Source organism: Massilia scottii (genome assembly GCF_030846495.1).
Classification (GTDB): Bacteria; Pseudomonadota; Gammaproteobacteria; order Burkholderiales; family Burkholderiaceae_D; genus Telluria_A; species Telluria_A violaceinigra.
The window spans coordinates 1-25059 of sequence record NZ_JAVCWM010000045.1; the positions used below are offsets into that span (position 1 = coordinate 1).

A 25059-nucleotide genomic window follows, 5' to 3' on the forward strand; every position below is an offset into this window, starting at 1 on the left:
AAAGCCCTTATGTCCCTTGCTGCCAATCCCGCCCTTACCCTTGCCCTGTTCTGCCGCGTCGTAGACAACTACGGCGACATCGGCATCTGCTGGCGCTTGGCACGCCAACTCCAGCGCGAACACGGCATCCTGGTCACCTTGTGGGTCGACGACCTGCCCAGTTTCCGCCGCATCTGCCCCGACGTCGATCCCGGCGCCACCTTGCAGTCGGTCGACGGCGTGACCGTGCGTCACTGGGCCGGCCAGGATGGCGTGTTCACACCCGCCGACATCGCCGACATCGTCATCGAATTTTTCGCCTGCGACATCCCGCCCGGCTATATCACGGCCATGGCCCAGTGCGAGCCGCGCCCGGTCTGGTTCAACCTCGAAGGCTTGACGGCCGAAGAGTGGGTCGAAGGTTGCCACACGCTGCCGTCGTCCCATCCGCGCCTGCCGCTGACCAAACACTTCTTCTTCCCCGGCTTTACCGCCAAAACCGGCGGCCTGATGCGCGAGGCGGCGCTCGACGACGAACGCCGCCAGTTCCAGGCGGATGCGCCCACAATGGCTGCTTTTCTCGGTCAGTTCGGCGTGACGGCGCAGGAGATGGCATCGACCAAAGTCTCGCTGTTCTGCTACCCGCATGCGCCAGTGGCTGCCTTGTTCGATGCCTGGCAGGGCGGGGCGCAGGCGATCACCTGCCTGGTGCCGGAAGGCGTGGCGGCAGGAGCGGTCGAGGCCTTCCTTGAAGCGCCTGCCAGCGCTGGCGCGGCGCGCACCCGTGGCGCGCTGACGCTGCGCGTGCTGCCGTTCGTGCCGCAGCCCGACTACGACCGCCTGCTGTGGGCCTGCGACCTCAATGTCGTGCGCGGGGAAGACTCCTTCGTGCGCGCCCAGTGGGCCGGCCGCCCCTTCATCTGGCATATCTACCCGCAAGATGAAAACCTGCACCACAAAAAGCTGCGCGCCTTCCTGCAGCGCTACGCAGCCGGACTGGAAAGCCTGTCCGCGCTGTCGCTGTGCTGGAACGGCGCCACCCCGGCCGATCCCGATCCGGCACCGCTGTGGCCCGCATTTGAAGCCGCGCTGCCCGAATTGCATGCGCGCGCCGACGATTGGCAGCGCCAGATGTTGGCAAACGGCGATCTCACCAGTAATTTGCTGAACTTTGCCGCTTCGCTTAGGTCATCGCGGCCCGGATAAGGTACAATATTCGGTTAATTTCTAACGTATTTTTACCTCGATCAAACGTGAGCTTCCGGCGTCATGCCAGCAGGCGACAGATGATTTTTATGCAACCCACTTTTTACGTACACTCTTTATGAAACCTGCAAAAGAAATTCGTGTTGGCAACATCATTATGGTTGACAGCAAGCCTATGATCGTGTTGCGTTCCGATGTCAACGGCTCGAGCCGCACGGGCTTCACCTATAAATGGAAGATGAAGAATCTTCTGAACAACAGCCCGATGGAAAACGTTTTCCGTGGCGACGACAAGTTCGACGTCGTCGTGCTGGACAAGAAGCCGGTCACCTACTCGTACTTCGCCGATCCGCTGTTCGTTTTCATGGATACTGAGTACAACCAGTACGAAATCGAAGAAGAAAACCTGGGCGATGCACTGCATTACCTGAAAGACGGCATGGAATGCGAAGCCGTGTTCTACGACGGCAAGGCCATCTCGGTCGAGCTGCCAACCACGATCGCACGCAAGGTTGCTTACTCCGAGCCAGCAGTCAAGGGCAATACGTCGGGCAACGTCCTGAAAGAAGCCAAGCTGGAAAACGCGATCGAAGCGCACAGCCACTCGGTTCAGGTGCCACTGTTCGTCAGCACCGACGACGTCATCGAAATCGACACCCGCACCAACGAATACAAGCGCGTCGTTCGTAACTGATCACGTTGCCGTTCAAAAAAAACGCTGCCTCATGGGCAGCGTTTTTTTTCGTCCGTACGGCGCGATTACTTCGATTTTTTGGCCTTGGCGAACACCGGACCCCATAGCGGGTGGCCGCTTTCGCCGGGCGCGAGCGCGAATGCCGGATCGAGCCTGAAGGCTTTCTCGAAATGCTGGCGGCAAGGGGCCGGACGCGAGGTCACGCAGTAGCTGAAGGCCATGTACTTGTGCGCGGTGACCTGGGTGGCCCTGGAGCCGCCAGTAACGTCGGCCGCGCCGAGGCGCTTGATGGCCTCGTTGTACGAGCCCTGGTTATACAGTTCGATGCCTTCGTTGAGCGCCACCTGATCGGCGCTGACGGTCGGCGTGGACGGCACGACCGGCGGCGGTGGACGCGGGGTGGGCGGGCGCGGCGCCGTCGGGCGGGGAGTCGCGCTCGTCTTGGGCGGCGGTTCAGTGGTGGCGCAGCCGGACAGCGCGAGGCCAGCGGCCACGACGGCGGAGATCAGGAAGTGTTGGGATCGGTTCATGCCTCGATCTTAATGCGTTTATTTGGGCTGCGCTGTGAAATCATGTTCAATCGTGCGTGACTTGTTTTTGCTGGTGTCGAGATTCAGCTGGAAATCCTGGAAGCCGGGATTGGCGATCCGGATCTTGTGTTTGCCGGCCGGCAGCGTCAGCTTTTTCAGGGGCGGCGTGACGCCGGCTTCCTTGCCGTTGACATAGATCGTGCCCCATGGCTTGATCGACAATTTATAGTTGAATGTTTCTGGCGCCGCATCGGCGGCCGGATCGGCCAGCACATCGGCGGCAGCGACCGCCTCGCCCGCAACGGCAGGCGTGGCAGCGGCAGTCTCGCCTGGCACGGGCGTCTCGGCCGGGGTGGCGGCCACGGCCACGGGCACGGGTGCCGGCGGGGGCGGCGGCAGGGCGGAAGCGTCGGCTACCGGCGGCTGGGCCGGCGCGACCATGATCGTGTCGGACGGCTTGGACAGCAGCGAATACAGGCCGACCGCGATCGCGGCCACCATCACCACGCCGGAGGCGGCAATGCCGGTCCACGGCGGCAAGCCCTTGCCGGCCGGCTTGGCCGACTTGTCGGCCGTTTCCGGTTTCGGCCGGCGCGAGGACCTCGCTTGCGGGTCCTGGCGGGACGAACCGCTGGCGGACTTGGACAGGTTCGGCTTGACCGGACCGGTCACGGGCGATTTCGCGGCGGAAGCGGCGGCGGCAGCACCAGGCGGCGCGGCAGCAGCGGCCGCATCCGGCAGGCGGTCGACCGTGGCAAAGCGCTGGGCCGGGCCGGTAGGGCGGGCGCGCGGCGCTTCGCCGCCGGTTTCGATGCCGAGCAGGGCGCGGAAGGCGTCGATGGTCTGCGGACGGTCCTGGGCCAGCACGGCCAGGCCTTTGTCGATGGCCGCCAGAAATTCCTGGCTGTAGCCGGGCAGGCCGCGTTCGGCCAGCGGCTTGACCGGATCGCGTACCATGCGCGCGATCGAGGTCGCGGGCGGTTCCTTGATGATGGCAAAAAACATCACCGCGGCCAGCGCGTAGATGTCGGTGTACGGGCCCTGGTCGAGCGAGGCGTCGCCGGCGTACTGTTCCACCGGCGCGTAGCCGGGTTTCAGGATCACGGTCAGGCCGCGCGTGCGGTCGCCGATGATCTGGCGCGCCGAGCCGAAGTCGAGCAGCACGGCATCGCCGCTTTCCTGCACGATGATGTTGTCCGGAGACACGTCGCGGTGCAGGATTTTCATGGTGTACAGCATCTCGAGGGCGTCGAGAATCTGCTTCATCACCTTCTTGCACCACGCTTCCGTGACCAGTTCCGGACTCTGGGTGACGATATCCTTGATGGTGCGGCCATCGTAATACTGCATGGCCGTGTAGGCGGTGCGGTTCTGTTCCCAGAAACGGTGCACCTTGACCAGCGACGGGTGGTCGAACTGGGCCAGGAAGCGCGCTTCGTTGATGAAGCTTTTCAGCCCCACATTGAAGGTTTCCTGGTGCCGTTCGGCGCGCACCAGGATGCTGTTGTCGCTGGCGCGCGTGGCCAGCACGCCCGGCATGTATTCTTTCAGGGCCACGCTGCGCTGCAGCGAATGGTCGAACGCCATGTAGACGATGCCGAAGCCGCCTTCACCGAGCACGCCGGTGATTTCGAAGTCGGCCAGCCTGGTGCCGATCGGCAGGCAGTTCTCGGAGCCGGGGGCGAGCGCGTTCATACGATCTCTCTCTCGACGCGGATGGCGTACGCGGAGAAGTTGTCGCGCACCTTGTCGGTGCCTTCCAGGGCCGCCTCGGCCAGCGCGCACATGGCGGTCAGCCATTGCTCGCTGTTGCCCGATTCGGCCAGGGTGCGTTCCATCTCGTCTTCGTGCACCCATTCCCACAAGCCATCGCTGCACACCAGCAAGGCGTCGCCGTCGAGCAGCTGGACCGGGCCGTCGCCGAGCGCGACCGGGGTTTCGCCTTCGGCGCCAACGGCGGCGAACAGGATGTTGCGCTGGGGATGGCTGCGCAGCTGGTCGGCGCGTGCATAGCCGGCGTCGATCAGTTGCTGGGTCAGGCTGTGGTCGCGCGTGGCGCTGACCAGCTTGGCGTCGCGGAACAGGTAGATGCGCGTATCGCCCAGATGCGCCCATAAAGCATGGGCATTGGCCTGGTCCACCAGCAAGGCGGCCACTGTGGCGCTCATGTCATGGTTTTGCGGTTGAATCTGTTTGTTTTTCGCAACACTTGCGATGGCATGGGCCGTGTAGGACAGCAAAGCATGGGCGCCGAAAGCCGGCACGCTGGCAAATTTTTCCAGCATCGACTCGACCACGATGTTCGCGGCGACCTCGCCGCCCTCGTGTCCGCCGGCGCCATCGGCAATGATGAAGCAGGAAATATCGCCGTGCTGGGCCTCGCCGACGGCGTCCTGATTGCTGGCCCGCATGCCGATTTCGCTGATGCGGGTCCAGGCCAGGCGGATCGGATTGCGCTCAACCATTGCTGGTGCCGGCGGCATTCGAACGCTCGACTTCTTTCTCATACGCGGCCAGGAAAGCGGGGCCGAAGATGGTCTTGAACTGGTCTTTCGCTTCCGCTTCGGCCGTGTGATAAGCCTGCTTGTACGTCTTCCAGATCTCGGCCTGGCGGCGCGAGGGTATCAGGGTCCCCATCATGCCGCCGCCCGACACTTCCGCCTCGAACAGCTCGGGTTTCAGGCGCGCCATCATGGCGCCCATGCTGGCGCGGGTGCCGGCCACCATGCCTTTCTGGTGGCTGCGCAGGTCGTTGTAGGCATCGTCGATCGATTCGAGCGGCTCCATGAAGCCGGGCATTTTCTTGCGCAGCATCTGGGTCAGCACGGTCTGGCTGTCCGGGAAAAACTTGAGCGGGTTATTGTTGCGCATCACAACCATCGTGACATCGGCCTTGACCTCCTGCTTGACCAGCGAGCGCAGGGCCAGCAAGTCGATGGTACCTTGCAGCGAGCTGGCCATCAGCTTGCCCATCAGTTCCATCAACTCCGGCGTCAGGCCGGAACCGAGCGCATCGGCGGGTATGCCGGCGCCACGCAGGAAGGCCTGCTTCAGTGTTTCAATGTCATCAAGCACGACGTTAGTATTCATGAGTGCGGGGCCGCGGGGAGCGTCGATGTTTATCTCAAGCAATCATGCCAGATTTAACGATTAAGCGCATCAATCGGATGAACCTAATTTATGCATTTTGCCTCATGACAACGCAATTTGCCGTATCTTCCGGCATGAACACCGGTCTGGGTGGTCATGCAACGGCCCTGCTGCTTATTTGCTGGGCAGCAGGGCGCGCGACACGTTTAGTGTAGCTGCATAAGTGTCCCGCCGCAAAGCCCAGCTCATCGGTTGCGCAACAGGATGCGCTACGGCATCGCTTCGCCGCGCTGCCTCAGGCGTCGATAAAGCGCATCTTGAAGCTGCGGCCCTTGATGTTGCCGAAGTCGCGCCCGAGCTTGTTGCCCGCGTTGAGGCGCTGGAATGCCTGCTCGGCCACGTGGCGGTCGAGTGCGACATAGGTCATGAACTCGAACACATTGATCTTGCCGACCTGTTCCTTGGTCAGTCCGGCGTCGCCGGTCAGCGCGCCCAGCAGGTCGCCCGGGCGCAGCTTGTCTTTCTTGCCGCCCATGATGACCAGGGTGACCATCGGCGCCGGCGCGGCCGCTTCGCCATCGTCGGCCAGTTCCGACAGCGGATGCCAGCTGACCGGTGCGTGCTGGTATTCCTCGATCAGCTTGACCCATTTCTTTTCGTTCGGTGCGCACAGGGTCAGCGCCAGGCCCGACTCGCCGGCGCGGCCGGTGCGGCCGACGCGGTGGATGTGCACTTCGGTGTCTTTCGACACGTCGGCATTGATCACCGCGCCCAGGTTGGCGATGTCGAGGCCGCGCGCGGCCACGTCGGTTGCCACCAGCACCGAACAGCTGCGGTTGGAAAACAACACCAGGATCTCGTCGCGCTCGCGCTGTTCCAGTTCGCCGTACAGCGCCAGCGCCGAAAAGCCCTGCGCGCGCAGTTCGTCGGCCAGTTCGCGGCAATGGACCTTGGTGTTGCAAAAGGCCAGGGCCGAGACCGGCTTGAAATGCTTGAGCAGGCGCCCGACCGCCTGGTCGCGGTTGTCGAAGCCGACTTCATAGAAGCGCTGCTCGATCTGGTCGCCGCTGTGCTGGGCTTCGACCACCACTTCCACCGGGTTCCTCAGGAACGATTCGGTGGCGCGGCGGATATCGTCCGGATAGGTGGCTGAAAACAGCAGGGTCTGGCGGCGCGACGGGCAGGCGCTGACGATGCCGGCGATTTCGTCGTAGAAACCCATGTCGGTCATGCGGTCCGCTTCGTCCAGCACCAGGGTCTGCACCTTGGACAGGTCGATGCTGCCGCGGCCGAGGTGGTCGCGGATGCGGCCCGGCGTGCCGACCACGATGTGGGCGCCGTGTTCGAGCGAGGCGATCTGCGGGCGCATGGGCGCGCCGCCGGTGAGCGTGAGCACCTTGATATTGCCTTCGCCGCGCGCCAGGCGGCGCAGTTCGTTGGCCACCTGGTCGGCCAGTTCGCGCGTGGGGCACAGCACCAGGCCCTGCACCGCGAACCAGGCGGGGTTCAGCTTGTGCAAAATGCCGATGCCGAAGGCGGCGGTCTTGCCGCTGCCGGTCTTGGCCTGGGCGATCAGGTCGCGCCCGTCGAGCACGTGCGGCAGGCTCTTGGTCTGGATGTCGGTCATCTCGCGATAGCCGAGCGAGTCCAGATTGGCCAGGAAGGTGGCGGTGAGCGGCAGGGTGGCGAAGGCGTTTGGATTCATGGTGGTGCTCTGGCAAAAGGGGAGGGCCTCAGTCTAACAGGCGACCGGAGATGGATGAACTGCGATGGCGCGGCACGGCTGCCGCGCCGGGGATGTTACGCGGCAGCCCAGTTGGGCAGGCCGGTCAGGTCGGTATTGTCGTCGCGCCGCCACACCGGCAGGCCGCTGGCATCGGTTTCGTCGAGCAGTTCGAGCTGTTGCTGGCGGATGACGGCTTTGCGCTGGCGCGGCACCGTGGTGCGGCGCGCTTCGGCAGGGGGATGAACGAGCGGCGCAGCCGCGCCGAACCCCGGCAGATCGAAGGTCGCGTTATCTTTTTTGTCTCTCATGGGAAGCGCGGTGGACTGGCTTGAAGGCAGCTAGTCCCTTTCTAAAAACAAAAGCCCGGCTGTGTGAAGAGTCGGGCTCAGTTCAAAATGTGTTTGGTTGCGGGGACAGGATTTGAACCTGTGACCTTCGGGTTATGAGCCCGACGAGCTGCCAGACTGCTCCACCCCGCGTCTGAGCGGCGAATTGTACAGGGGTTCTCGGACAAGTGCAATGGCCGGAAATAATTTAGGCATCCCGGCCCACTGCTGCGAGCTGTGTTGACGGCCATGCTACAGTTTGCAGCCATCGATGAATTGCGCCCATTTGCCCATGCATATCCCGACACTGCACACCGAACGACTTGACCTGCTGCCGCCGTCGGCCGCATGCGCGCAGATGTACGACGCCTTTTATACGGACGCCGATGCGTCGCGTCCTTACGGCGGTCCGCTCACCAGCGCCGCCGCCTGGTCCCGGCTCGCTGCCGACCTGGGGGCCTGGCATCTGCAGGGTTTCGGCGTGTGGGCTATCCAGCAGCGGGACTGCGGCGACTTGCTTGGGGTATGCGGTTTCTGGCAGGGCAAAGATTGGCCGCGCGAGTTGACCTGGTGGCTGCTGCCGAAGGCACGCGGCGCCGGTACCGCCCAGGAAGCGTCGCGCGCCGTGATCGAGCATGCGTTTCACGTGTTTCGGTGGGAGTCGGTCGACACGTACATGAATGACGATAACCACGCGGCGCGCGCGCTGGTGCTGCGCCTTGGCGCAACATTGACAGGGCGTTCGCGCTTTCCGGATGGTCTGGAGCGTGACGTTTTTCGTCTTCCCCGGCCGAACCCGATGCCGGCTTCCGAAGAATAAGGGCAGGCCGTGTTTGCGGGCGCTTGAGGCGACCTTCAGGGCAAGCCGTAACGCTCGCGCAGCGCTTGCAGGGTGCCGTTCTTTTCCAGCCGCCCGATGGCGGCGTTCACGCGCGCCAGGTCATCCGGCGTGGTGCTGGCCCGGCTGAGCATCAGGTGCACCGGCGCCTGCAGCAGTACAAAAGGCAGCTGGCGCAGCACCAGCTTCTGGCGCTGCGCTTCATACAGCACGGCGGCGCGGTCGCCCATGATCAGCGGGGCGCGTCCGGCGCCGAGCATGCGCATGCCCTGCTCGAACGAGCCGAAATCGAACAGGCGCCCGCTGGCGCGCAGCGTTGGCGCGGCGTGCGCGAATTCCGATCCGTACCAGCCGATGCGCGGCGCCAGCAGGGCGGTCTGTCCGCGCGCCAGCACCGGCATGCTATTGATGCCCGCGTAGCGCGCATAGTCGCGCGCCAGGACGAACAGCGCCACCGTCTCGTGGCGGTAGGCGTTGGAAAAGCGCGCGAAACGGCGCCGTTCGGGCGTGTCGGTGGCGGCCAGCATCAGGTCGAATTCGCCGCGCTCGAACAGCAGCATGCGCCGCACCGTCGGCATCGGCGGCGCCGTCACCAGGGTGCAGCCGGCTTCCTTGAAGATGGCCTTGGCCATGTCCATATCGAGGCCGGTCTGGACGTTTTCCTCATTGGTGAATGAGTAGGGCGGCCACTCCTCGCTGACCATGTTCAGCGGCCGGCTGCAGGCGCGCGCCTGCCCGCTCGCCAGAAAGGCGGCGGCCAGCAGCGCCGTTACAGTGCGCGCAGACGCCATAGCGATGTCAGTTCGGCAGCGCGCGCGGCATGCAGCGGGTCGCTGGGGTCGCTGGCGCGCGGGTGGGTGGGGCGCACGTCGTGGCGCTCGATCACCTGCAGGCCGCCGGCCGCGATCAGGGCCAGCAACTGCTCGCGCGGACGCAGGCCGAGGTGCTCGGCCAGGTCGGACAGGATCAGCCAGCCCTCGCCGCCGGGCGCCAGGTGGGCCGCCAGGCCTTTCAAAAAGCCCTTGAGCATGCGGCTGTCCGGATCGTACACCGCGTATTCGATCGAGGAACTCGGGCGCCCCGGCAGCCAGGGCGGATTGCACACCACCAGGTTGGCGCGTCCTTCGGGGAACAGGTCGGCCTGGACCACGTCGACCGTGCCCGACACGCCCAGGCGCTGCAGGTTCTCGCGCGCGCAGGAGAGGGCGCGCGCATCCATGTCGGTAGCGACCACGCGCTTGACGCCGCGCTGCGCCAGCAGGGCCGCCAGCACCCCGGTGCCGGTGCCGATATCGAAGGCCAGCGCGCACGCGGGCGGCAGCGGCGCGTCGGCCACCAGCGCCACGTACTCGCCGCGGATTGGCGAAAACACGCCGTAGTGGGGGTGGATGCGCGCTTCCAGCGCCGGGATGTCGACGCCGTTCTTGCGCCACTCGTGGGCGCCGATCAGGCCAAGCAGTTCGCGCATCGATGCCACGAACGGTTCGTCGCCGCGTCCGTAGGCTTCGTTGCAGGCTTGCCTGACGTCCGGCGCGCGGCGCAGCGGCACGCTGTAGTCGGCCTCGAACGGCAGCAGCAGCATGGCCAGCGTGCGTGCGCGCTGCGACTGGGCCTGGCGGTGCAGGTGAAACGCGTCGGCCGCCGAGGCGGGCACCTTGGCCGGCTTGGCGCGGCCGCCTTTATGGTCGGCGCGCCGCGCCAGCGCCTGCAGCAACTGGCGCGCGTTGTGAAAGTCGCCGCGCCAGAGCAGGGCGGTGCCTTCGCAGGCCAGGCGATAGGCCACATCGGCCGGGGTCTTGTCATCGGCGATGACCACCTTTTTTGGCGGCGGCATGCCGCTCTCGGAGCGCCAGCGCGCGGTGCGCGGCTGGCCCTCTTCGGTCCAGTGGATGCGCGCCGGGGCGTCGGCAGTGTGTTCAGGTTGCATGGGGGCGATCGGTCAGTGGTGCAAAAACGGAAAACGGCAAGCGCCCCGTGCGGGCGCGGGGCGTCAATATCACTATTATACGTGGGCAGGCCGCGCCCTCAGGCGCTGGCGAAGATGCTGCCGGCAGGGGTGCCGCCGTAAGAGTCGGCCAGTGCCTTGCTGCGGTCTACCGGCGCCGCAGCCGGTTCTTCCGCGCGCGGACGGGGCGCGAGCAGGGCGGCGCGGTCGACCAGGCGCAGCAGCCGCAGGCTCAGATTGCCGCCCGGGCTGTCGCCATTCTCGCCGGACGATCCATGGACGGGCGCCTGCAGCTCGCGTCCGAGCAGTTTGAACAGTTCGTTCAGGCTGCCGGGGAACTTGACGGGTGGCAGTGGTTTGCCGGTTAGCACCAGCACATCGGGCGCATCGAGCTGGGCCGGGCGGCCGGCGGGCGATGCCGTTTCGGTGGCGAGCTTGGCGCTGGCCTCGTAATTGACTTCCAGCTCGAAATCGAAGGCCTGGCCGTCGGCCGTGACCAGCTGGCCGGTGCCGATGAAGCTGGCGCTCTCGTTGAGGGAAAAGGCGCTGCTGCGCACGCTGCCGCTCTGGCTGGCCGAGGCTGAAAACGCCGACTGGGCCTGCACCGATACCGCATCGAACTTGACGCTGGCGCCCCTGGCGGCGTCGCCGAACAGTTTGCCGACGAAGGTATCGAGAAATTTTTGGGCTACATCGACGGTCGACGTGGCCAGCTCGGTCGCGCGGGTCGTCAGGCTCTGCGAGGACAGGCTGACGTTATCGTTGTACAGGGAGACCGGATCGACCACCGGCAGGCGCGCGGCGACATTGCCGCTGGCCGGCGCCAGCTGCGCGCCGACACCCCTGCCGCCAGCCTGCGCGGGGGCAGGAAGAATGGTGGAAGCGGGCGGGCGGGCGCTCAGGACGGACAAGAAAGACATGGCGGTCAGACAATAAAAAAGTTGCGTTACTGACCATAACGGCAGTCATGCCGATTACTTTAGTTATTTTTCTATTATTTTTTTATTGCCTTGAGGCATCTCAATCAATGGTGATGGGACCATTGCCCTTCCGGCGCTGCGAGATAGGATTCAACAGCGTCCTTGTTTCCGGTGGCATGGCGTTTCAGGACCCCGCACCCGCACACGCCCTGGTAGGGCTGGATGTGGGAACAGGCGGAAACTTTCTGCAGGAAGACTTTGACGGGTTTCTCGCAGTTGGCGCATTTGAAAGTGAGCACGCGGGCGGGTTTTGACATAGGGAAGATCCGGACGTAAAAAACGCGCATTTTATCATCGGGGTGCGCACACGCAGTCAACTGCTGGCCTGGCCCAGCGTTAACGGAGCAGGCCCCCGGGCGAAGTGATCGAGACAGGATGCATGATGAACACCGACAAGCAACCAAGCAAGGAAAGCGTGCGCCAGTGGCTGCGCGCGCAAATCGCCCAGCGCCGCCCGCCGCCCGACCCGCAGGAAATCCGGCGCGAACTGGGATGGGAGCTGGCCAAGGTGCGCCCGGCCAAGCCGAAACGCCAGGATTGACGCCTGCCGCTATTGGACGGTCCCGGTACTGCTGCCGCCGCCGTTCGGTTGCAGCAGGATGCGCGTTGCAATGCGCTCGCTCACCTCCTGCACCTGCGAGATCACGCCGGCCTTGCGGCCCATCGATTGCAGCCCGTCCAGCGCATCCATGGCTGCCCTGAGGGTGTCGCTATCGAGGCTGCCCAAACCTTCGTCGATGAATAGCGACTCGACCTTTACCCGGTTCGATGACAGCGATGCCACTCCGGCGCCAGCGCCTTTCAGGGCGTCGACAGTATGTTGGTATCAAATAGGACTAGCCGCATTCAGCCCTCGTCTCGATTTGATATTGAAGACCGTCTTTGGGTGTGTCGTCGCGATCTTTCCACATGCCGAACATCGAGTTGAGTGCCGCTGTGCGCCTGGCACGTGCGCTCTTCAATGCCTCCTCGCTTGATTCCTGCTCGTTCGGCGAATGATTAGCCGGAAGGGGCGCAGCCAACCCGGCGTCGGACGCGCTTGTGGCTACGTCCAAACGCAATTGCTCGCTTGCATCTTTGACGTCGATATTGCAGCTGACTGAAGTGTGCGCCAGCGGGACGCACACGGTCACCCCCGCACCGGCGCTGCTGGACCAGGTGAATCGAAAAACATTCGTGACTTCGACGCTTTTCCCTTTGTCACCAGAAGTGCTGACGTAGTTCAGGTGGAAATGCGTCGAATACGATGGCTTCGACGATGTGCCGGGCCCGATGCCGGTCAGCGAATCCTGGTCGTCACGAGGCAACGCGTCCTCGGCAGAGGGATGCTCCGGGTCTGGTGTGAAGGAGCCGCAATTTTCAGAAAGTGAGCTCATCTTTTGCTCCCGTTGGTCGATTCATGCCATTTCAGTCTAGCGCACTTCAGCCGTAACGTCCCGGCGCTTCAGTACAAAAATTGACATGGTCGCCGGCTGGAAATTCGGCTGCCGCCAATGCACCCGCGTGCCTAGCTGTTGTGCCCGCTCAGCGGCCATCCGGTCCCCGCTGCTACAGTCAAAGCGGACGGTCAACCGGAGAACGCCATGCTTGCTCGAATTCGACTTTTGCTGTGCGCGTCGCTATGCACTGCGCTCGCCATGCCGACAACGGCGGCGGTGCGTTTCGTGGCACTGGGCGATGCCGGCGAAGGCAACCCGGCCCAGTACGCGATCGGCAAGGCCATGACGGCGCTATGCGCGCGCAAGGGTTGCGACTTCGTGATTTATCTCGGCGATAATTTCTACGGGCAAGGCATCACGCGTGCCGACGATCCCCAGTTCCAGCAAAAATTCGAGCTGCCGTACGCCGGCCTCGACCTGCCGTTCTACGCCATGCTGGGCAACCACGACTACGGCGATCCGCCCCTGGACTACTGGAAGCCGCAGTTCCAGATCGCCTACACCTGGCGCTCGGCGCGCTGGAAAATGCCGCACCCGTTCTACCGGGTCCAGAAAGACGAGGTGGCCCTGTTCGCGCTCGACACCACCGGCTACCTGCAGGGCGTCAACACCGACGTGCAGCGCGCGTGGCTGGCCGGCGCCCTGGCCATTTCCGGAGCAAGGTGGAATATCGTCGCGGGCCACCATCCCTACCTGTCCAACGGTGAGCACGGCAACGCGGGGAACTATGAAGGCTGCGGCAATTTTTGCCCGGCGATCGTCAACGGGGCGCCGCTCAAGCAGCTGTTCGAGGATATTGTTTGCGGCAACGCCGACATTGTCCTCAGCGCGCACGACCACAATCTGCAATGGCCCAAGTCGCGCTGCGGCACTGAATTCATCATTTCCGGCGCCGGCTCGAAAACCACGCGCCTGGTGCGGCGCGACGCCAATCCGGTGCATTTTGAATATGACCGCACACCCGGCTTCCTGTGGGCCAGCATCGAGGGCGAGCGTTTCAGCGCCGAGTTCTACGACCTCGATGGCAAGCTGCTGTACAAGCGCAGCATCAGCAAGGCCGCGCCGCCCGCCTGGCGCTGCACCCGGCCGTGGCCCGGGTACGCCGGCTGCCTGCCGGCGCAGCTCCGGCCCGAGGCCGGCGGCGCCGGCGACTGAACCTCAGGCCGCGGCGCGCCAGGTATTGCGCCCGGCCTGCTTGGCCTGGTACAGCTGCATGTCGGCCTGCTGCAGCAGCGCGTCTGGATCGGGCGTCCCATCGGGCGTCCCATCGGGCGTGCCGCCGCTGAAGTAGGCCAGGCCGATGCTGGCCGACACCGACACCGTGACCATTCCCAGCTCGAACGGCGCCTGCATCGCGCCGACGATCTTGGCCGCGATGGCCTCCGCGTCTTCCGGGCGCGCCAGCTTTTCCATGATGATGGTGAATTCGTCGCCGCCCAGGCGCGCCACGGTATCGCTGGCGCGCAGGGTTTGCGTCAGGCGCGCGGAGAACGCCTTGAGCAGGGCGTCGCCCACGTGGTGGCCATAGGTATCGTTGACCGGCTTGAAATGGTCGACGTCCATGTACATCAGCGCCATCAGATGGCCATCGTCGGCGCTCTCGCGCATGGCCACGCTGAGCTTGTGCAGAAAGCCGGCGCGGTTGGCCAGCCCGGTCAGGGCGTCGACCTGGGCCAGCTTGAGCAGGCGCTTCTTCTCGCGCTTTTGCGAGGTGATGTCCTGGCGCATGACGTGAAAGCCGACCACCGTCACGCCATCCTCGCCCAGTTGCGGAATATAGGTCACTTCCAGCGCCCGTTCGGCGCCTTCGGGCCCGTCGTGTTCCTCGAAGACCAGGGTCTCGCCCTTGAGCGCGCGCAGGATGTACGGTTCGAGCGTGGCGAAACGCTTTTCGCCCACGGTCTGGCGCACCGTCATGCCCGGCACGGCGGCGCCATCGCGCCCGAACTCGCGGTGATAGGCCAGGTTGTGGAAACGGTAGACCTGGTTGGCGTCGATGTAGGCCACCATGGCCGGCAGCGTATCGGCGATGGTGCGCAGGCGCGCCTCGCTTTCGCGCAGCGCCAGTTCGGCTTCGCGCAGGGTGGTGATGTCGTCGATGGTACCCACAAAGCCTTCGATCCGGTCGCCGATGCGCACCGCCGCCACCTTGACCGAGGTCCATGCCAGGCTGCCGTCCGGATGCAGGCAGCGCACCACTTTCTTGAACGGCTCGGGGTTCTTGCGCTGGTGCTGGAAGATGGCATTGAGGCTGTCGCGTTCCTCCGGGTGCAGCGCGCCGGTCCAGCCGCGGCCCAGGGCCTGCTCGCGCGTCAGGCCGGTGATGGTCTCGAACATGCGGTTGACGTAGGTGCAGTTGCCGCGCAGGTCGGCGCGGATCAGGCCGAGCGGGGACGCGTTGGTGATCGCGGTCAGCTGCGCTTCGCTGTTGCGCAGGTTCTGTTCCTGCTCATGGCGCCGCGTCACGTCTTCGGCGATGCATAAAATGTATTCGATGGTGCCGGCGCTGTCGAACAGCGGCACCGACACCGTGTGCAGGTAGCGCAGTTCGCCGTCGGGCCGGCGCAGCGGTTTTTCGGGCAGGTCCACCGCCGCCGGACTGGCCAGCATGGCGCGGTCTTCCTCCGGGCTGCAAAGGGCGAAATCGGGGGCGAAGGCGATGCAGTCGGTCTTGCCGATGACGTCGTCGGCGGCGTAGCCGGTGGCCGCTTCGGCGGCCTTGTTCCACACCACCATGGTGCCGAAACTGGCCGGGCGCACGCTCTTGACGTAAATGAGCAGCGGCAGGTGCTCGATGAGCGACTGCAGAAAGCCGCGGTTGCCGCTGATTTCGAGTTCGGCCAGCTTGCGCGCGCTGATGTCGCGCCAGCTCACCGCCACGCCGCCCGGAATCGGCACGATCTGGTGGCGGATCCACACCGCCCGCTCGCCGGGGGCGCGCAGTTCGACTTCTTCTTCGAGCGGGTGCGATTCGAGCAGCACCTGCGCGTAGCGTTCGAGGAAAGGCGGGTCGACGTCGCACGGCAGCAGCGGCAGGATGCCCTGTCCGGTGACGGCGCCGCGCGTGTGCCCCAGCATGGCCGCGCCCTTGTCGTTGATGTCGGCCACGACGAAGTCGATGATCTTGCCCTCGGCGTCGCGGCGGGCCTTGAGGAACATGACCCCATCGAGGCTGCCTTCGGCCGCCGCGCGCGAGGTGGCCTGGGCGTCGCGCGCGGCGCGCATGCTGGCGCGCAGGCGCGCGCTCTGGCGCATCAGCAGCGCCGTCACCGCGACGATGGCCAGGGTCGCGGCCAGCGCCATCCACAGGTAGCGGATGCGGTGGCGCTCGAATTTTTCCATCGCGGCGCGCTCGGTGATGCCCACCACCGCCACCAGCGCGTAGCGGTCCATGTCGCTGTAGCTGTAGATGCGCGCGATGCGGTCCGGCGGCGCGGTCGCTTCCAGTTCCTCGGTGGGCACGCCGCCCACTTTGCGCGCGCTGAAGCCCAGGCGCTCGCCGACGAACAGGCGCTCGCCCACGCGCCCGATGGTCAGCCGGGCGTCGTGCGCCCACAGGAACAGGGCCGCCTCGTCGTCGACGTTGACGCGGTCGTAGTCGTCGACGAAGTAGAGCGGATCGATCATGATCACGATGGCGCCGGCGAACTTGCCGTCGCCGTCGTTGAGGCGGCGCGCGATCTGGATCAGCCACTTGCCGCTGCGCGGCTCGACCACCGGGGTCGAGAACTGGGAGGCGTCGCCGGCGCCGCCCGCGAGCGCCAGGAACCAGGACGTGGCGGCGGTGGGGCCGGGACCGGCGCTGAAGCCATTGGCGCTGTCGAGTACCTTGCCGTGGCGGTCGATCAGGGCCATCGGCAGGTTGAGCTTGGCCGGCAGCACGCTGTCGAGCAGGCCGTTGCGCTGGGCGAATTCGGCCAGGCGCAGGCCGCCGTCGGTTTCCTCGAATTTGAGCTTGAAGAGCTGGGTCGCGTGGTCGCTCTGGCGCAGGATGTGGCTGACATGTTCGGACAGCACGCGCGCCAGTGCCTGGCTGGACAGTACCGCATCGTGATGGGCGGCGGCGCGCTCGACCCCCATCTGGTGAAACAGGGTGATCCAGATGGCGGCCACCAGCGACAGCGCGAAGCACGGGAGCAGCATGACCCGGAACAGGCGCCTGGCTGATCGTCGAAATACGCTGGCGGAAGGAATAGGCGTCCCCTGATGGTTGGTTGGCATCAAAAGAAATGGCGAAATGGCGCGGCCAGAAATGCTTGAAATCGGGCCGCACCCTAACTTACATTCTGCGCGCAAATACCGGCGATGTGGTTGGCGCACTCAAAAAAATCTTGGGCGCAAGAACAAAGCATGACGTTTCGTCACTTAACGGAGGCGCCGCCGGCCCGCTTACCGCGAACGGCGCAACATTGCGTTGCATATGTGCCCACAAGAAACCGATTGATGGCGCGCCGCTTGCGCTAGATCAAACCTGCGGTGTCGGAGTTCCTTACACTGGTTTCTCCGGGCTGACGCAAGAGTTCATAAAGAACAACTGCAAGCCTGCCAAAACACACGACTCCAGCCAGGCTCCCGCGCACCAGCGTCCGGATCTTGAGTATGCGGGCAACTTTTGAGGAGACCGAATGTTAACGGCGACATATACCCTGGTTGCACTGTCTGTCGAGCAAGCCAAGCTTCGCGCGCAGGTACAGGCTTTGCAAAAGCTGCTTCATTCCACGTTCGCGCATCAGAATGCGCTCGCCGCAGGGCAGGTGGGTGCCGCCTGCGACACCGTCAAGCGCCTGTACGAAAATTGCCACTGGCGCAAGATCGACATGTTCCTGGTGCCGGCGATCCGCAAAGCCAGTCCCGCCGCCGACCGGCTGCTGCTCGACCTGGAAGAGCTGGGCCGGGCCGCCACCGACGCGGTGGGCGTGCTGGTGGTGCGGCTCGGCTTCCAGGCGCTCGACACCTATGCCAGCGTGGCCCAGTTCTGCGCCGCGCTCGAAGCGTTTTGCAGCGCCACGCTCAAGCGCCTGGAGCGCGAGGAGCACGAGCTGTTTCCGGTGGCACGGGCCGTGATTTCCGGCGAGGCGTGGTTTTCCATCGCCAACGAAATGCTGGCGCAAGATGCTTATGTGCAAGAACGCAAACCGTCGCGCCAGGCCATCGTGCTGTCGCGCCGTGGGCATGACGGCGAGCACGAGCGCATGGACGGCGGCGTCGAACGCCGCTTCGCGCCGCATTTCGCGCATTAACGCCGTCCGCCCGGCCGGCGCAGGGTGCGGGTTCCCGGGCGGGCTGGCGTTCGACGCGCCTGCGCCGGGCCAGGATGGCCCGAATTGCCGCAAGATGGCCCGGCCCGCGCCGATCGGCCTGTCCGGGCGGCGCAAGCCACCGGCAGTATCAAGCATTAATACTCCTTCCTATCGCGTGCTTTCCGCGCCATTCTTGCTATGATGGTGGTTTTGAATGGTTGATATCACGTCATGTTCGAATTCCTTTTCAAGCGACCGGCCGACAAGTCCGACACCCCTGCCGGAAAGTCCGCGCAGGCGAGCCCGAATCCAGCTCCGGCGGCCGCGCAGACCAGCGCGCTGCGTGCCCAGCAGGCCGAAAAGGTAGCCGCGCTGGCCGGCGATGAAGCCGCCGCCGTCGAGTTCATCCTGCAATCCGATTTTTCCGAGCTGCGCCTGGCCGCCGCCGAGCATGTGCATTCGGCCGCCGCGCTCGAACGCGTGCACGCCGCCATGCGCAATACCGACCGCCGCGTCGCCAAGCTGATGCAGTCGCGCCTGGACGCGCTGCGCCACCACCAGGCCGAGCTTGCGCGCGGCCAGGCTTGCATCGAGCAAGCCCAGGCCCTGCTCAAGGACGAGAAGCTCTCGCCCAACCAGGTTGCCGAGCTGGACCGCCGCTGGTCGGTGATCGCCGCGCCGGAACTGGCCGCCGGGTTCGATGCCATCCGCACCCGGCTGGCGCAGCGCCTGGAAGCCCAGGTGAGCTTGCAGCGCGCCATGATCGACAGCCTGACCGCCTTACGCGCCCTCGGCAGCAGCGGCCTGCGCGCCGCCGAGCTGGCAGAGCGCCTGGAACAGATGGCGCAAACCCACGCCGCCGCGCTGGCCGCACCGGAACACACTTCGCTGCCGCGCAGCCTGACCAACGAATTCGCCTCCGAGCACGCGCGCCTCTCCGCCTCGCTGGGCGCGCTGGAGCAGGGCCAGTCGGCCGTGATCGCGCGCGAAACCGCGCTGGCCGAATGGCGCGCCACGCCGCCCGGCGCGTTCAACCAGGACCAATTGAAAAAAGCCTGGCAGCAGTTGCCGCCGGCGCCGCCCGACGCCGCCGCCGACCTGCAGCAGCGCTTCGAGGTGCTGCTTGCCTCGGTGCCGGCGCCGGCCCCCTCGGCCCACAAGCCGAAAGAGGCGCGCAAGAACGCCCCCGCGCAGGCGCCCGACCAGCATTTCATCGATACGCTCGACGCCATGGAAGCGGCCCTGCAGCAAGGCTCCCTCGGCAGCGCGGCCGACATGGACAAGATCCTCAAGGACAGCAAGGGCACGCGCCTCACGCCAGCCCTGGCCGACCGCCTGGCGCACGCGCGCGCCGAACTCAAACGCCTGTCGGACTGGGCGCGCTGGGGCGGCAACGTCTCGCGCGAGGAACTGATCAAGGCGGTCGAGCAGCTCACCACGCAAAAACTGGCGATGAGCGAACTGGCCAAGAAAGTCGGCAGCATGCGCGAACGCTGGAAGGCGCTCGATACCTTGTCGGGCGCCGCGCCCAAGAGCCTGTGGGAGCGCTTTGACGCCGCCTGCAGCGCCGCCTACGCGCCGGCCGCCGCCCACTTCAAGCACCTGGCCGACGAGCGCCACACCAACGCGGCCAAGGCGCAGGCCCTGATCGCCGAAGCGGCGCTCGAAACGGCCAAGCTGGCCGGAGGCGAGAGCGTCGACTGGAAGCACATGGCGGCCACCGTGCAGCGCATGCGCCTGGCGTGGAGCCACCTGGGCGCGATCGACCGCAAGGAAAAGAAGCGCCTCGATCACGAATTCACCGATGCGCTCAACACCCTGCAGGCGCCGCTGGAACAGCAGCGCAAGAACGAAGTGGCCGAACGCGAAGCGATGATCGCCCAGGTGGCCGCGCTCGACGCGCACGACCGCCACGCGCTCGACACCCTGCGCTCGCTGCAGGAACGCTGGCAGGAGCATGCGCGCGCGGTGCCGCTCGAACGCAAGGCCGAGCAGGCGCTGTGGCAGAAATTCCGCGCCGCCTGCGATGCTGTTTTCGCGCGCCGCAAGGAAAGCGCCAACGCGGCCGACGCCGAACGGCGCAGCCACCAGGAAGCCAAGGACGCCATCAGCGCACGGCTGGAACAAGCCGCCGGCGCGCCTGACGCCGCCGCCCACGCCGCAAAACTGCTACGCGAAGCGGCCGCCGAATGGAACGCCATCGGCGCCGTCCCGCGCGCCAACGAAGCGAAGGTCGAGAAGCGCTATCACGCCGCCATCGCCGCGCTGCAGCACCATGTCGACGCCGCCAAACGCGACGCCAGCCGGGCCCAGGCCAGCGCGCTGCGCGACAAGCTGCGCCTGTGCCAGGAACTGGAAGCCCAGGTTGCCGCCGGCGGGGCTGACGCCGACAGCATCGACTGGAGCGCGCGCTGGAGCGCCTTGCCGGCGCTGGAGGCCAGTTACGAACGCACGCTGAAGGCACGCTTCGATGCGGCGCTGGCGGCGCTCGGCGAGGGCCGGGCGGCGTTTGCCGCGCTGCTCGAAAAAAACCGCGAGCCGCTGCTGCACGAAATCCTGCGCCTCGAGATCGCGGCCGGCATCGACAGCGGCAGCGAGTTCGCGCGCGAGCGCCTCAAGCTGCAGGTCGAGACCTTGCAGTCGTCCCTCAAGTCGGGCCAGAAGCCGGGCAACCAGGCGGCCCAGTTCCTGCAGCTGTGCGCCATGCCGGCGCTGGTGGATGACCGTACCGCGTCGCGCATCGAACACCTGTTCACGCGCATCGCCAGGGACGGCAAATGATGGCGGTGCGGGTCCAGACCGCCGACTTCGACCTGAGCACCGAAATGGCGGCCCTGCGCGCGCAGGATGCGCGCATCGGTGCGGTGGTCTCTTTTGTCGGCACCGTGCGCGACATGAACGACGGCGCCAGCGTGGCCGCCATGGAGCTCGAACATTATCCCGGCATGACCGAGCAGGCGCTCGAACGGATCGTGGCGCAGGCCGGTGAACGCTGGCCTTTGTATGGCGCGCTGGTGGTGCACCGGGTCGGGCCGCTGGCGCCGCTCGACCAGATCGTGCTGGTGGCATGCACCGCGGCGCACCGTGGCGAGGCATTCGCCGCCTGCGAATTCATCATCGATTACCTCAAGACCGACGCCCCGTTCTGGAAGAAGGAACAGACGCCGGACGGCGCGCGCTGGGTCGACGCGCGCGTGACCGACGACGCCGCGCTGGCCAAGTGGACCGCGAATTGGGCCGATAAATGAATTTTATCGCCGTCGGCGTGGGAGCCGCGCTCGGTGCGTGGCTGCGCTGGGGGCTGGGACTGTGGCTCGGCGCCCTGCACCCGACACTGCAGCTCGGCACCCTGGCCGTGAACCTCGGCGGCGGCTATCTGATCGGCGTGGCACTGGGCTTTTTCGCGGCGCACCCGCTGCTGCCGCCCGAATGGCGCCTGTTCGCGGTAACCGGTTTCCTGGGCGGGCTGACGACATTTTCCACTTTTTCCGGCGAAGCGATGGATCTGCTCGAGCGCGGCGATTATGGCTGGGCGCTGGCGCATTCGGCGCTGCACCTGGCCGGATCGATTGTCTGCTGTATCGCCGGCCATGCAAGCTGGCGCGCACTATCCACATGATGTCAAACCAAGGAGAATTCAATGTCCAAGCAACTGCCGCAACGTCCTACCGGTGCCTTTATCGGCGCATCCTGGGCGGCCCTCTTCATCGGCGCCGGTACCTTCCTCATCGGACTGTGGAACTCGACGATGCAGCTCAATGAGCGCGGCTATTACTTCACCTTGCTGATGTACGGCCTGTTCGCCGCCGTGTCGCTGCAAAAGTCGGTGCGCGACCGCCTTGAAGGCGTGAAGGTCACGGGCATCTACTTTGCGCTGTGCTGGGTGTCCTTGCTGCTGTCGATGCTGCTGCTGACAGTGGGCCTGTGGAACGCCACGCTGGCGCAGAGCGAAAAGGGCTTCTATGCGATGTCGTTCGTGCTCAGCCTGTTCGCCGCGGTGGCCGTGCAGAAGAACGTGCGCGACGTCGCGCTGGCGGAAGACCCGAAAGACCTGTACGTCGATTCGGGCAAGGAGTAAATCGGCAGCGGGCCGCCAGCGCGGCCCGCCAACCGCATCACTGCTGCGGGAACTTCATCGCCTTCCTGACCGCCAGGCAGCGCCGCTCGTTTTCATGCTGGTCGCGCAGGGCGCGCATGGTCCCTTCCGATAGTCCCTTCAATTGCTTGCCGGCCTTTGCCAGGCGCTGCACGCTGGCCGGCGTGCAGTCCTTCGGTATCAGGGTCGCGGCCCATGCGCGCATGTAGACCGGGCCGGCGGCCTTGTCGAGTGCCGGCAACTGGCGCAGGCGCTGCGCCGCGCTCATTTCGCTCAAGGCGCGCTGCGCGGGCGGATACAGGTTTTCCATCGCCGTGCGCACGCGCGAAAACGGCAGGGTGGTTTTCAGGTCCATGATCGTCGCCAGCCATTGCTGCTTGACGGCGGGGTCGGGCCGGATCACGGCGGCGCGCAGCGCGGCCGCCTGGCCGGCGTCGGATTTGTCGCGTGCCTGTTCGGCCTCGCTCAAGGCCACGCTGCCGGCGTACCCGGCGCGGCTCAGGGCTTCGACGATCTTCCAGCGCAGGTCCTGGTCCAGCGGCACGCCTTCGAGCACGGTGGCGCCGTTCAGGATCGACACCAGCCGCTCCTGCGCTTGCGGCGTGGTGGCGGCGTTCAGGTAGGCGTCCATCCAGCGGTGCGTGAAGTTGGCGTTGCCCTTGCTGGCGAGGACGCCGCTCCATGCCATGTGTTCCAGCGCGGCGATGGTCTTTTGCGCGTAGCGCGGCGGCGCGTGCATCACATCGATGTAGTATTTTGCGCTCGCCACCTTGGTCAGCACGTCGCCGAGCAGGTTGTAGTTTTTTTCAAGCGGCGCATAGGTCAGCGCCGTCTGGATGAAGCTTTCCAGCGGCAGTTCGCCATCGCGCACGCCGTCCCACAGGCTTTGCCACATCATCGCGCGCAGCAGCGGCTCGTCGATGGCGCCCAGGTGGCTGCTGACGGTGGCGAACGAGCGCTTGTCCAGCCTGACCTTGACGTAGCCCCAGTCCTGGTAGTTCGGATACACCAGGTCGGGACAGGCACTGGCCACCAGCGCCGGCACCCTGGTTGCGGCGCCGCTGTAGGTGACCGCTACGGTCGTCCCGCGAGTGAGCTTGCCGTCTGCCAGAACGAAGGTGGCGACCTGCACGCGCTGCTCGCGCAGGGTCGGCAGCGCTGGCGTGGCGCCCTGGCGCAAGGTGAAGCTGGCGACTTTGCCGGCGCTGCAGCGGTACTCGGCCGCCAGCGTGTTCACGCCGGCCTTGTACAGCCATTGCTTTGTCCACGGCTTGAGGTCGCGCCCCGCGGCATCGCCCAGGCTGCCGATGAAATCATCGAGCTGCGCGTTCTTGTACTGGTACTTCACGAGGTAGTTGTGCACGCCCTTGCGGAAGACGTCTTCGCCGAGCAAATGGCGCAGCTGCTTGAGGGTCGACGCGCCTTTCGAGTAGGTGATCGCATCGATGTTGTCGAACGCGTTCGCGGTCGACGCCACCGGCACTTCGATCGGATGGGTGGCCGGGCTCTGGTCCTGCACGTAGGCTTCCTGCTTGCCCTCGGAATAAAAGGTTTGCCAGGCGCCGGTGAACTCGGTCGATTCGGCCGTCGCCATGGTCGCCATGAAGGAGGCGAAGCTCTCGTTGAGCCACAGGCCGTTCCACCATTTCATGGTCACCAGGTCGCCGAACCACTGGTGCGCCATCTCGTGCAGGATCACTTCGGCCAGGCTTTCGCGCTGGGCGTCGGTCATGGCCGCCTTGTAGAGAAAGCCGTCTTCCGCGAAGGTGACCGCGGCCGCGTTTTCCATGGCGCCGTACAGGAAGTCGGGGACCATCAGCTGGTCGTATTTTTCGAACTGGTAGGGAATGCCGAAGTAATTGTCGAAGTAGGCCAGACCCTGCTTCGTGTACTTGAACCAGTCGCCCGGGGATACTTGCGCGGCCACCGACTGGCGCGCGAACAGGCGCATCGGATACGGGCCGCTGTTGTCTTCCCAGACCTTGTACGGCCCCGCATGCATCGAAAAATTGTAGGCGCTCAGTTGCCTGGTGGCCGGGAAGGTCCAGCGCCGCGTGGCGCCGCGCTCCTCGATGGCGCTTTCGCGTTTGGTGGAGACCACCTGCCAGTCGGCCGGCGCGGTGACGGTGAGCTGATAGGTCGCTTTCAGGTCGGGCTGGTCGAACAGGGCGAACATCTGGTGCGCCGCCGCCGGCTCGAAGTGCGAGTAGGTGTAGACCTTGCCGTCGACCGGGTCGACCATGCGGTGCAGCCCTTCGCCATTGGTGCTGTGGGCGCGCTGGTAGCTGACGGTCACGCTGTTGCGGCCCGCCTTGAGGTGGCGCGCCGCAATCGTGATATAGGCTTTGTTGTACTGCGGCGCGACCGCCACGCCGTTGACGGTCAGGGCGGTGATGGCGGCCTTGTCCAGATCGACGGTGACGGGCGAACCGGTGTCGCTCAGGTCGAACTGCAGGGTGCTGGTGCCGCTGAAGGTGTCGGTGCCGCTCAGCGTGAAGTCGAGTACATAAGCCACGTTGGCGATGCGCTTCGATCGCGCCGCCGCCTCGGCCTGGGTGAGGGCGTCGGCGCGCACGGGCACGGGCGCGGCGGGACAGGCGGCGCTGGCGAGAAGGAGGGCGCCGATGGCGCGCAGGCAAGGAATAGACAAGGCGGCACCCCAATTAAAGTTTCAATAGAGAAAGAATATCATAGGGAAATGGCGTGATCGGCTTGCATGCCTTGAAAAAGTCGGTCACGGCCCAATCTTTCATTCAAGTTAAATCACACTCTTTTGTGGAGCTCGACCATGCGCCAAGACAAAATGACCACCAAGCTGCAGGAAGCGCTGTCCGATGCGCAAAGCCTGGCGGTGGGCAATGACAATCAGTATATCGAACCGGTTCACCTGCTGTCCGCCCTGTTGAACCAGGACGATGGCGCCGCGCGCTCGCTGCTGCAGCGCGCCGGCGTGAACGTGGGCAGCCTGAC

Annotated in this window: 25 protein-coding genes, 1 tRNA gene and 1 pseudogene; 12 read left to right on the top strand and 15 right to left on the bottom strand. The window is 65.4% G+C overall.

Annotation, left to right across the window (positions count from 1 at the left end; translation table 11 throughout):
• Window positions 1–9: 9 nt before the first annotated feature.
• A complete protein-coding gene (gene earP / locus RBA41_RS32350) occupies window positions 10–1185 on the top strand; it encodes an elongation factor P maturation arginine rhamnosyltransferase EarP (RefSeq protein ID WP_306628478.1) in 1176 nt (391 codons plus the stop codon).
• A 118-nt stretch (window positions 1186–1303) separates the two neighbouring features.
• Complete coding sequence (locus RBA41_RS32355; protein ID WP_054267202.1) at window positions 1304–1879, top strand: elongation factor P; 576 nt, start codon at window positions 1304–1306, stop codon at window positions 1877–1879.
• 65 nt (window positions 1880–1944) lie between these two features.
• On the opposite strand, the gene RBA41_RS32360 is transcribed toward RBA41_RS32355, so the two are convergent.
• From RBA41_RS32360 to RBA41_RS32390, 7 genes are all read right to left on the bottom strand, one after another.
• Window positions 1945–2409, bottom strand: coding sequence for a TssQ family T6SS-associated lipoprotein (locus RBA41_RS32360; RefSeq protein WP_306628457.1), 465 nt, complete (start codon window positions 2407–2409; stop codon window positions 1945–1947).
• Between the two features lie 18 nt (window positions 2410–2427).
• Window positions 2428–4104 (bottom strand): serine/threonine-protein kinase, encoded by a 1677-nt coding sequence (locus RBA41_RS32365; RefSeq protein ID WP_306628458.1) that lies wholly within the window; start codon window positions 4102–4104, stop codon window positions 2428–2430.
• A complete protein-coding gene (locus RBA41_RS32370; RefSeq protein WP_306628459.1) occupies window positions 4101–4874 on the bottom strand; it encodes a PP2C family protein-serine/threonine phosphatase in 774 nt (257 codons plus the stop codon). Before RBA41_RS32370 ends, RBA41_RS32365 begins: the two co-directional genes overlap by 4 nt.
• The gene (gene tagH / locus RBA41_RS32375) at window positions 4867–5499 is read right to left on the bottom strand and encodes a type VI secretion system-associated FHA domain protein TagH (RefSeq protein WP_306628460.1); all 633 of its coding nucleotides are present in this window, start codon (window positions 5497–5499) and stop codon (window positions 4867–4869) included. The genes RBA41_RS32370 and tagH overlap by 8 nt, the downstream gene beginning before the upstream one ends.
• Before the next feature lie 295 nt (window positions 5500–5794).
• Entirely contained in the window at window positions 5795–7204 is a 1410-nt protein-coding gene (gene dbpA / locus RBA41_RS32380; protein WP_099876949.1) for an ATP-dependent RNA helicase DbpA, read from the bottom strand.
• A gap of 95 nt (window positions 7205–7299) precedes the next feature.
• The gene (locus RBA41_RS32385; protein WP_306628461.1) at window positions 7300–7533 is read right to left on the bottom strand and encodes a hypothetical protein; all 234 of its coding nucleotides are present in this window, start codon (window positions 7531–7533) and stop codon (window positions 7300–7302) included.
• Window positions 7534–7627: 94 nt separating this feature from the next.
• Window positions 7628–7704, bottom strand: a tRNA-Met gene (locus tag RBA41_RS32390).
• Between the two features lie 139 nt (window positions 7705–7843).
• Between RBA41_RS32390 and RBA41_RS32395 the strand changes: the two genes are divergently transcribed.
• Window positions 7844–8371, top strand: a complete 528-nt coding sequence (locus RBA41_RS32395; RefSeq protein WP_306628462.1) for a GNAT family N-acetyltransferase — start codon at window positions 7844–7846, stop codon at window positions 8369–8371.
• Between the two features lie 35 nt (window positions 8372–8406).
• Here the strand turns inward: RBA41_RS32395 and RBA41_RS32400 are convergent, their stop codons facing one another.
• The 4 genes from RBA41_RS32400 to RBA41_RS32415 form a co-directional block, all read right to left on the bottom strand.
• Window positions 8407–9180, bottom strand: coding sequence for a substrate-binding periplasmic protein (locus RBA41_RS32400; protein ID WP_306628463.1), 774 nt, complete (start codon window positions 9178–9180; stop codon window positions 8407–8409).
• The gene (locus RBA41_RS32405; protein WP_306628464.1) at window positions 9159–10316 is read right to left on the bottom strand and encodes a methyltransferase; all 1158 of its coding nucleotides are present in this window, start codon (window positions 10314–10316) and stop codon (window positions 9159–9161) included. Before RBA41_RS32405 ends, RBA41_RS32400 begins: the two co-directional genes overlap by 22 nt.
• Window positions 10317–10414: 98 nt before the next feature.
• Window positions 10415–11254, bottom strand: a complete 840-nt coding sequence (locus RBA41_RS32410; RefSeq protein WP_306628465.1) for a hypothetical protein — start codon at window positions 11252–11254, stop codon at window positions 10415–10417.
• 104 nt (window positions 11255–11358) lie between these two features.
• Window positions 11359–11571 carry a hypothetical protein gene (locus RBA41_RS32415; RefSeq protein ID WP_306628466.1) on the bottom strand — a complete coding sequence of 71 codons (213 nt, stop codon included), beginning with the start codon at window positions 11569–11571 and terminating at the stop codon, window positions 11359–11361.
• 125 nt (window positions 11572–11696) lie between these two features.
• Here RBA41_RS32415 and RBA41_RS32420 point away from each other — a divergent pair, with 125 nt between their 5' ends.
• Complete coding sequence (locus RBA41_RS32420) at window positions 11697–11855, top strand: hypothetical protein (protein WP_306628467.1); 159 nt, start codon at window positions 11697–11699, stop codon at window positions 11853–11855.
• Window positions 11856–11864: 9 nt separating this feature from the next.
• Here RBA41_RS32420 and RBA41_RS32425 read toward each other — a convergent pair.
• Both RBA41_RS32425 and RBA41_RS32430 read right to left on the bottom strand, forming a co-directional pair.
• A pseudogene (locus RBA41_RS32425) lies at window positions 11865–12101 on the bottom strand (hypothetical protein); the annotation flags it as partial.
• Between the two features lie 49 nt (window positions 12102–12150).
• Window positions 12151–12690, bottom strand: a complete 540-nt coding sequence (locus RBA41_RS32430; protein WP_306628468.1) for a hypothetical protein — start codon at window positions 12688–12690, stop codon at window positions 12151–12153.
• Window positions 12691–12897: 207 nt separating this feature from the next.
• Here RBA41_RS32430 and RBA41_RS32435 point away from each other — a divergent pair, with 207 nt between their 5' ends.
• On the top strand, window positions 12898–13908 hold the full coding sequence (locus RBA41_RS32435) for a metallophosphoesterase (RefSeq protein WP_306628469.1): 1011 nt from the start codon (window positions 12898–12900) through the stop codon (window positions 13906–13908).
• A 3-nt stretch (window positions 13909–13911) separates the two neighbouring features.
• On the opposite strand, the gene RBA41_RS32440 is transcribed toward RBA41_RS32435, so the two are convergent.
• Window positions 13912–16896, bottom strand: coding sequence for a PAS domain S-box protein (locus RBA41_RS32440; RefSeq protein WP_306628470.1), 2985 nt, complete (start codon window positions 16894–16896; stop codon window positions 13912–13914).
• Between the two features lie 71 nt (window positions 16897–16967).
• On the opposite strand from RBA41_RS32440, the gene RBA41_RS32445 reads away from it, so the two are divergent.
• The 6 genes from RBA41_RS32445 to yiaA all read left to right on the top strand — a co-directional run bounded on the left by RBA41_RS32445 (window position 16968) and on the right by yiaA (window position 22071).
• A complete protein-coding gene (locus RBA41_RS32445; RefSeq protein WP_306628471.1) occupies window positions 16968–17369 on the top strand; it encodes a hypothetical protein in 402 nt (133 codons plus the stop codon).
• 9 nt (window positions 17370–17378) lie between these two features.
• On the top strand, window positions 17379–17993 hold the full coding sequence (locus RBA41_RS32450; protein WP_306628472.1) for a hypothetical protein: 615 nt from the start codon (window positions 17379–17381) through the stop codon (window positions 17991–17993).
• Between the two features lie 231 nt (window positions 17994–18224).
• A complete protein-coding gene (locus RBA41_RS32455) occupies window positions 18225–20774 on the top strand; it encodes a DUF349 domain-containing protein (RefSeq protein ID WP_306628473.1) in 2550 nt (849 codons plus the stop codon).
• Window positions 20774–21241, top strand: coding sequence for a molybdenum cofactor biosynthesis protein MoaE (locus RBA41_RS32460; protein WP_306628479.1), 468 nt, complete (start codon window positions 20774–20776; stop codon window positions 21239–21241). The genes RBA41_RS32455 and RBA41_RS32460 overlap by 1 nt, the downstream gene beginning before the upstream one ends.
• On the top strand, window positions 21238–21612 hold the full coding sequence (gene crcB, locus RBA41_RS32465) for a fluoride efflux transporter CrcB (RefSeq protein WP_306628474.1): 375 nt from the start codon (window positions 21238–21240) through the stop codon (window positions 21610–21612). The genes RBA41_RS32460 and crcB overlap by 4 nt, the downstream gene beginning before the upstream one ends.
• Window positions 21613–21633: 21 nt before the next feature.
• Window positions 21634–22071 carry an inner membrane protein YiaA gene (gene yiaA / locus RBA41_RS32470; protein WP_306628475.1) on the top strand — a complete coding sequence of 146 codons (438 nt, stop codon included), beginning with the start codon at window positions 21634–21636 and terminating at the stop codon, window positions 22069–22071.
• Window positions 22072–22108: 37 nt separating this feature from the next.
• On the opposite strand, the gene pepN is transcribed toward yiaA, so the two are convergent.
• On the bottom strand, window positions 22109–24739 hold the full coding sequence (gene pepN / locus RBA41_RS32475; protein ID WP_306628476.1) for an aminopeptidase N: 2631 nt from the start codon (window positions 24737–24739) through the stop codon (window positions 22109–22111).
• 138 nt (window positions 24740–24877) lie between these two features.
• On the opposite strand from pepN, the gene RBA41_RS32480 reads away from it, so the two are divergent.
• Window positions 24878–25059 (top strand): Clp protease N-terminal domain-containing protein (locus RBA41_RS32480; RefSeq protein WP_306628477.1); only part of this gene is annotated, 182 nt, incomplete at its 3' end.

Excerpts from the sequence above, each read along its gene's own strand:
- earP (WP_306628478.1), top strand. The coding sequence starts at position 10 with ATGTCCCTTGCTGCCAATCCCGCCCTTACCCTTGCCCTGTTCTGCCGC.
- RBA41_RS32355 (WP_054267202.1), top strand. The coding sequence starts at position 1,304 with ATGAAACCTGCAAAAGAAATTCGTGTTGGCAACATCATTATGGTTGAC.
- RBA41_RS32360 (WP_306628457.1), bottom strand. The coding sequence starts at position 2,409 with ATGAACCGATCCCAACACTTCCTGATCTCCGCCGTCGTGGCCGCTGGC.
- RBA41_RS32365 (WP_306628458.1), bottom strand. The coding sequence starts at position 4,104 with ATGAACGCGCTCGCCCCCGGCTCCGAGAACTGCCTGCCGATCGGCACC.
- RBA41_RS32370 (WP_306628459.1), bottom strand. The coding sequence starts at position 4,874 with ATGGTTGAGCGCAATCCGATCCGCCTGGCCTGGACCCGCATCAGCGAA.
- tagH (WP_306628460.1), bottom strand. The coding sequence starts at position 5,499 with ATGAATACTAACGTCGTGCTTGATGACATTGAAACACTGAAGCAGGCC.
- dbpA (WP_099876949.1), bottom strand. The coding sequence starts at position 7,204 with ATGAATCCAAACGCCTTCGCCACCCTGCCGCTCACCGCCACCTTCCTG.
- RBA41_RS32385 (WP_306628461.1), bottom strand. The coding sequence starts at position 7,533 with ATGAGAGACAAAAAAGATAACGCGACCTTCGATCTGCCGGGGTTCGGC.
- RBA41_RS32395 (WP_306628462.1), top strand. The coding sequence starts at position 7,844 with ATGCATATCCCGACACTGCACACCGAACGACTTGACCTGCTGCCGCCG.
- RBA41_RS32400 (WP_306628463.1), bottom strand. The coding sequence starts at position 9,180 with ATGGCGTCTGCGCGCACTGTAACGGCGCTGCTGGCCGCCGCCTTTCTG.
- RBA41_RS32405 (WP_306628464.1), bottom strand. The coding sequence starts at position 10,316 with ATGCAACCTGAACACACTGCCGACGCCCCGGCGCGCATCCACTGGACC.
- RBA41_RS32410 (WP_306628465.1), bottom strand. The coding sequence starts at position 11,254 with ATGTCTTTCTTGTCCGTCCTGAGCGCCCGCCCGCCCGCTTCCACCATT.
- RBA41_RS32415 (WP_306628466.1), bottom strand. The coding sequence starts at position 11,571 with ATGTCAAAACCCGCCCGCGTGCTCACTTTCAAATGCGCCAACTGCGAG.
- RBA41_RS32420 (WP_306628467.1), top strand. The coding sequence starts at position 11,697 with ATGAACACCGACAAGCAACCAAGCAAGGAAAGCGTGCGCCAGTGGCTG.
- RBA41_RS32430 (WP_306628468.1), bottom strand. The coding sequence starts at position 12,690 with ATGAGCTCACTTTCTGAAAATTGCGGCTCCTTCACACCAGACCCGGAG.
- RBA41_RS32435 (WP_306628469.1), top strand. The coding sequence starts at position 12,898 with ATGCTTGCTCGAATTCGACTTTTGCTGTGCGCGTCGCTATGCACTGCG.
- RBA41_RS32440 (WP_306628470.1), bottom strand. The coding sequence starts at position 16,896 with ATGCTGCTCCCGTGCTTCGCGCTGTCGCTGGTGGCCGCCATCTGGATC.
- RBA41_RS32450 (WP_306628472.1), top strand. The coding sequence starts at position 17,379 with ATGTTAACGGCGACATATACCCTGGTTGCACTGTCTGTCGAGCAAGCC.
- RBA41_RS32455 (WP_306628473.1), top strand. The coding sequence starts at position 18,225 with ATGTTCGAATTCCTTTTCAAGCGACCGGCCGACAAGTCCGACACCCCT.
- RBA41_RS32460 (WP_306628479.1), top strand. The coding sequence starts at position 20,774 with ATGGCGGTGCGGGTCCAGACCGCCGACTTCGACCTGAGCACCGAAATG.
- crcB (WP_306628474.1), top strand. The coding sequence starts at position 21,238 with ATGAATTTTATCGCCGTCGGCGTGGGAGCCGCGCTCGGTGCGTGGCTG.
- yiaA (WP_306628475.1), top strand. The coding sequence starts at position 21,634 with ATGTCCAAGCAACTGCCGCAACGTCCTACCGGTGCCTTTATCGGCGCA.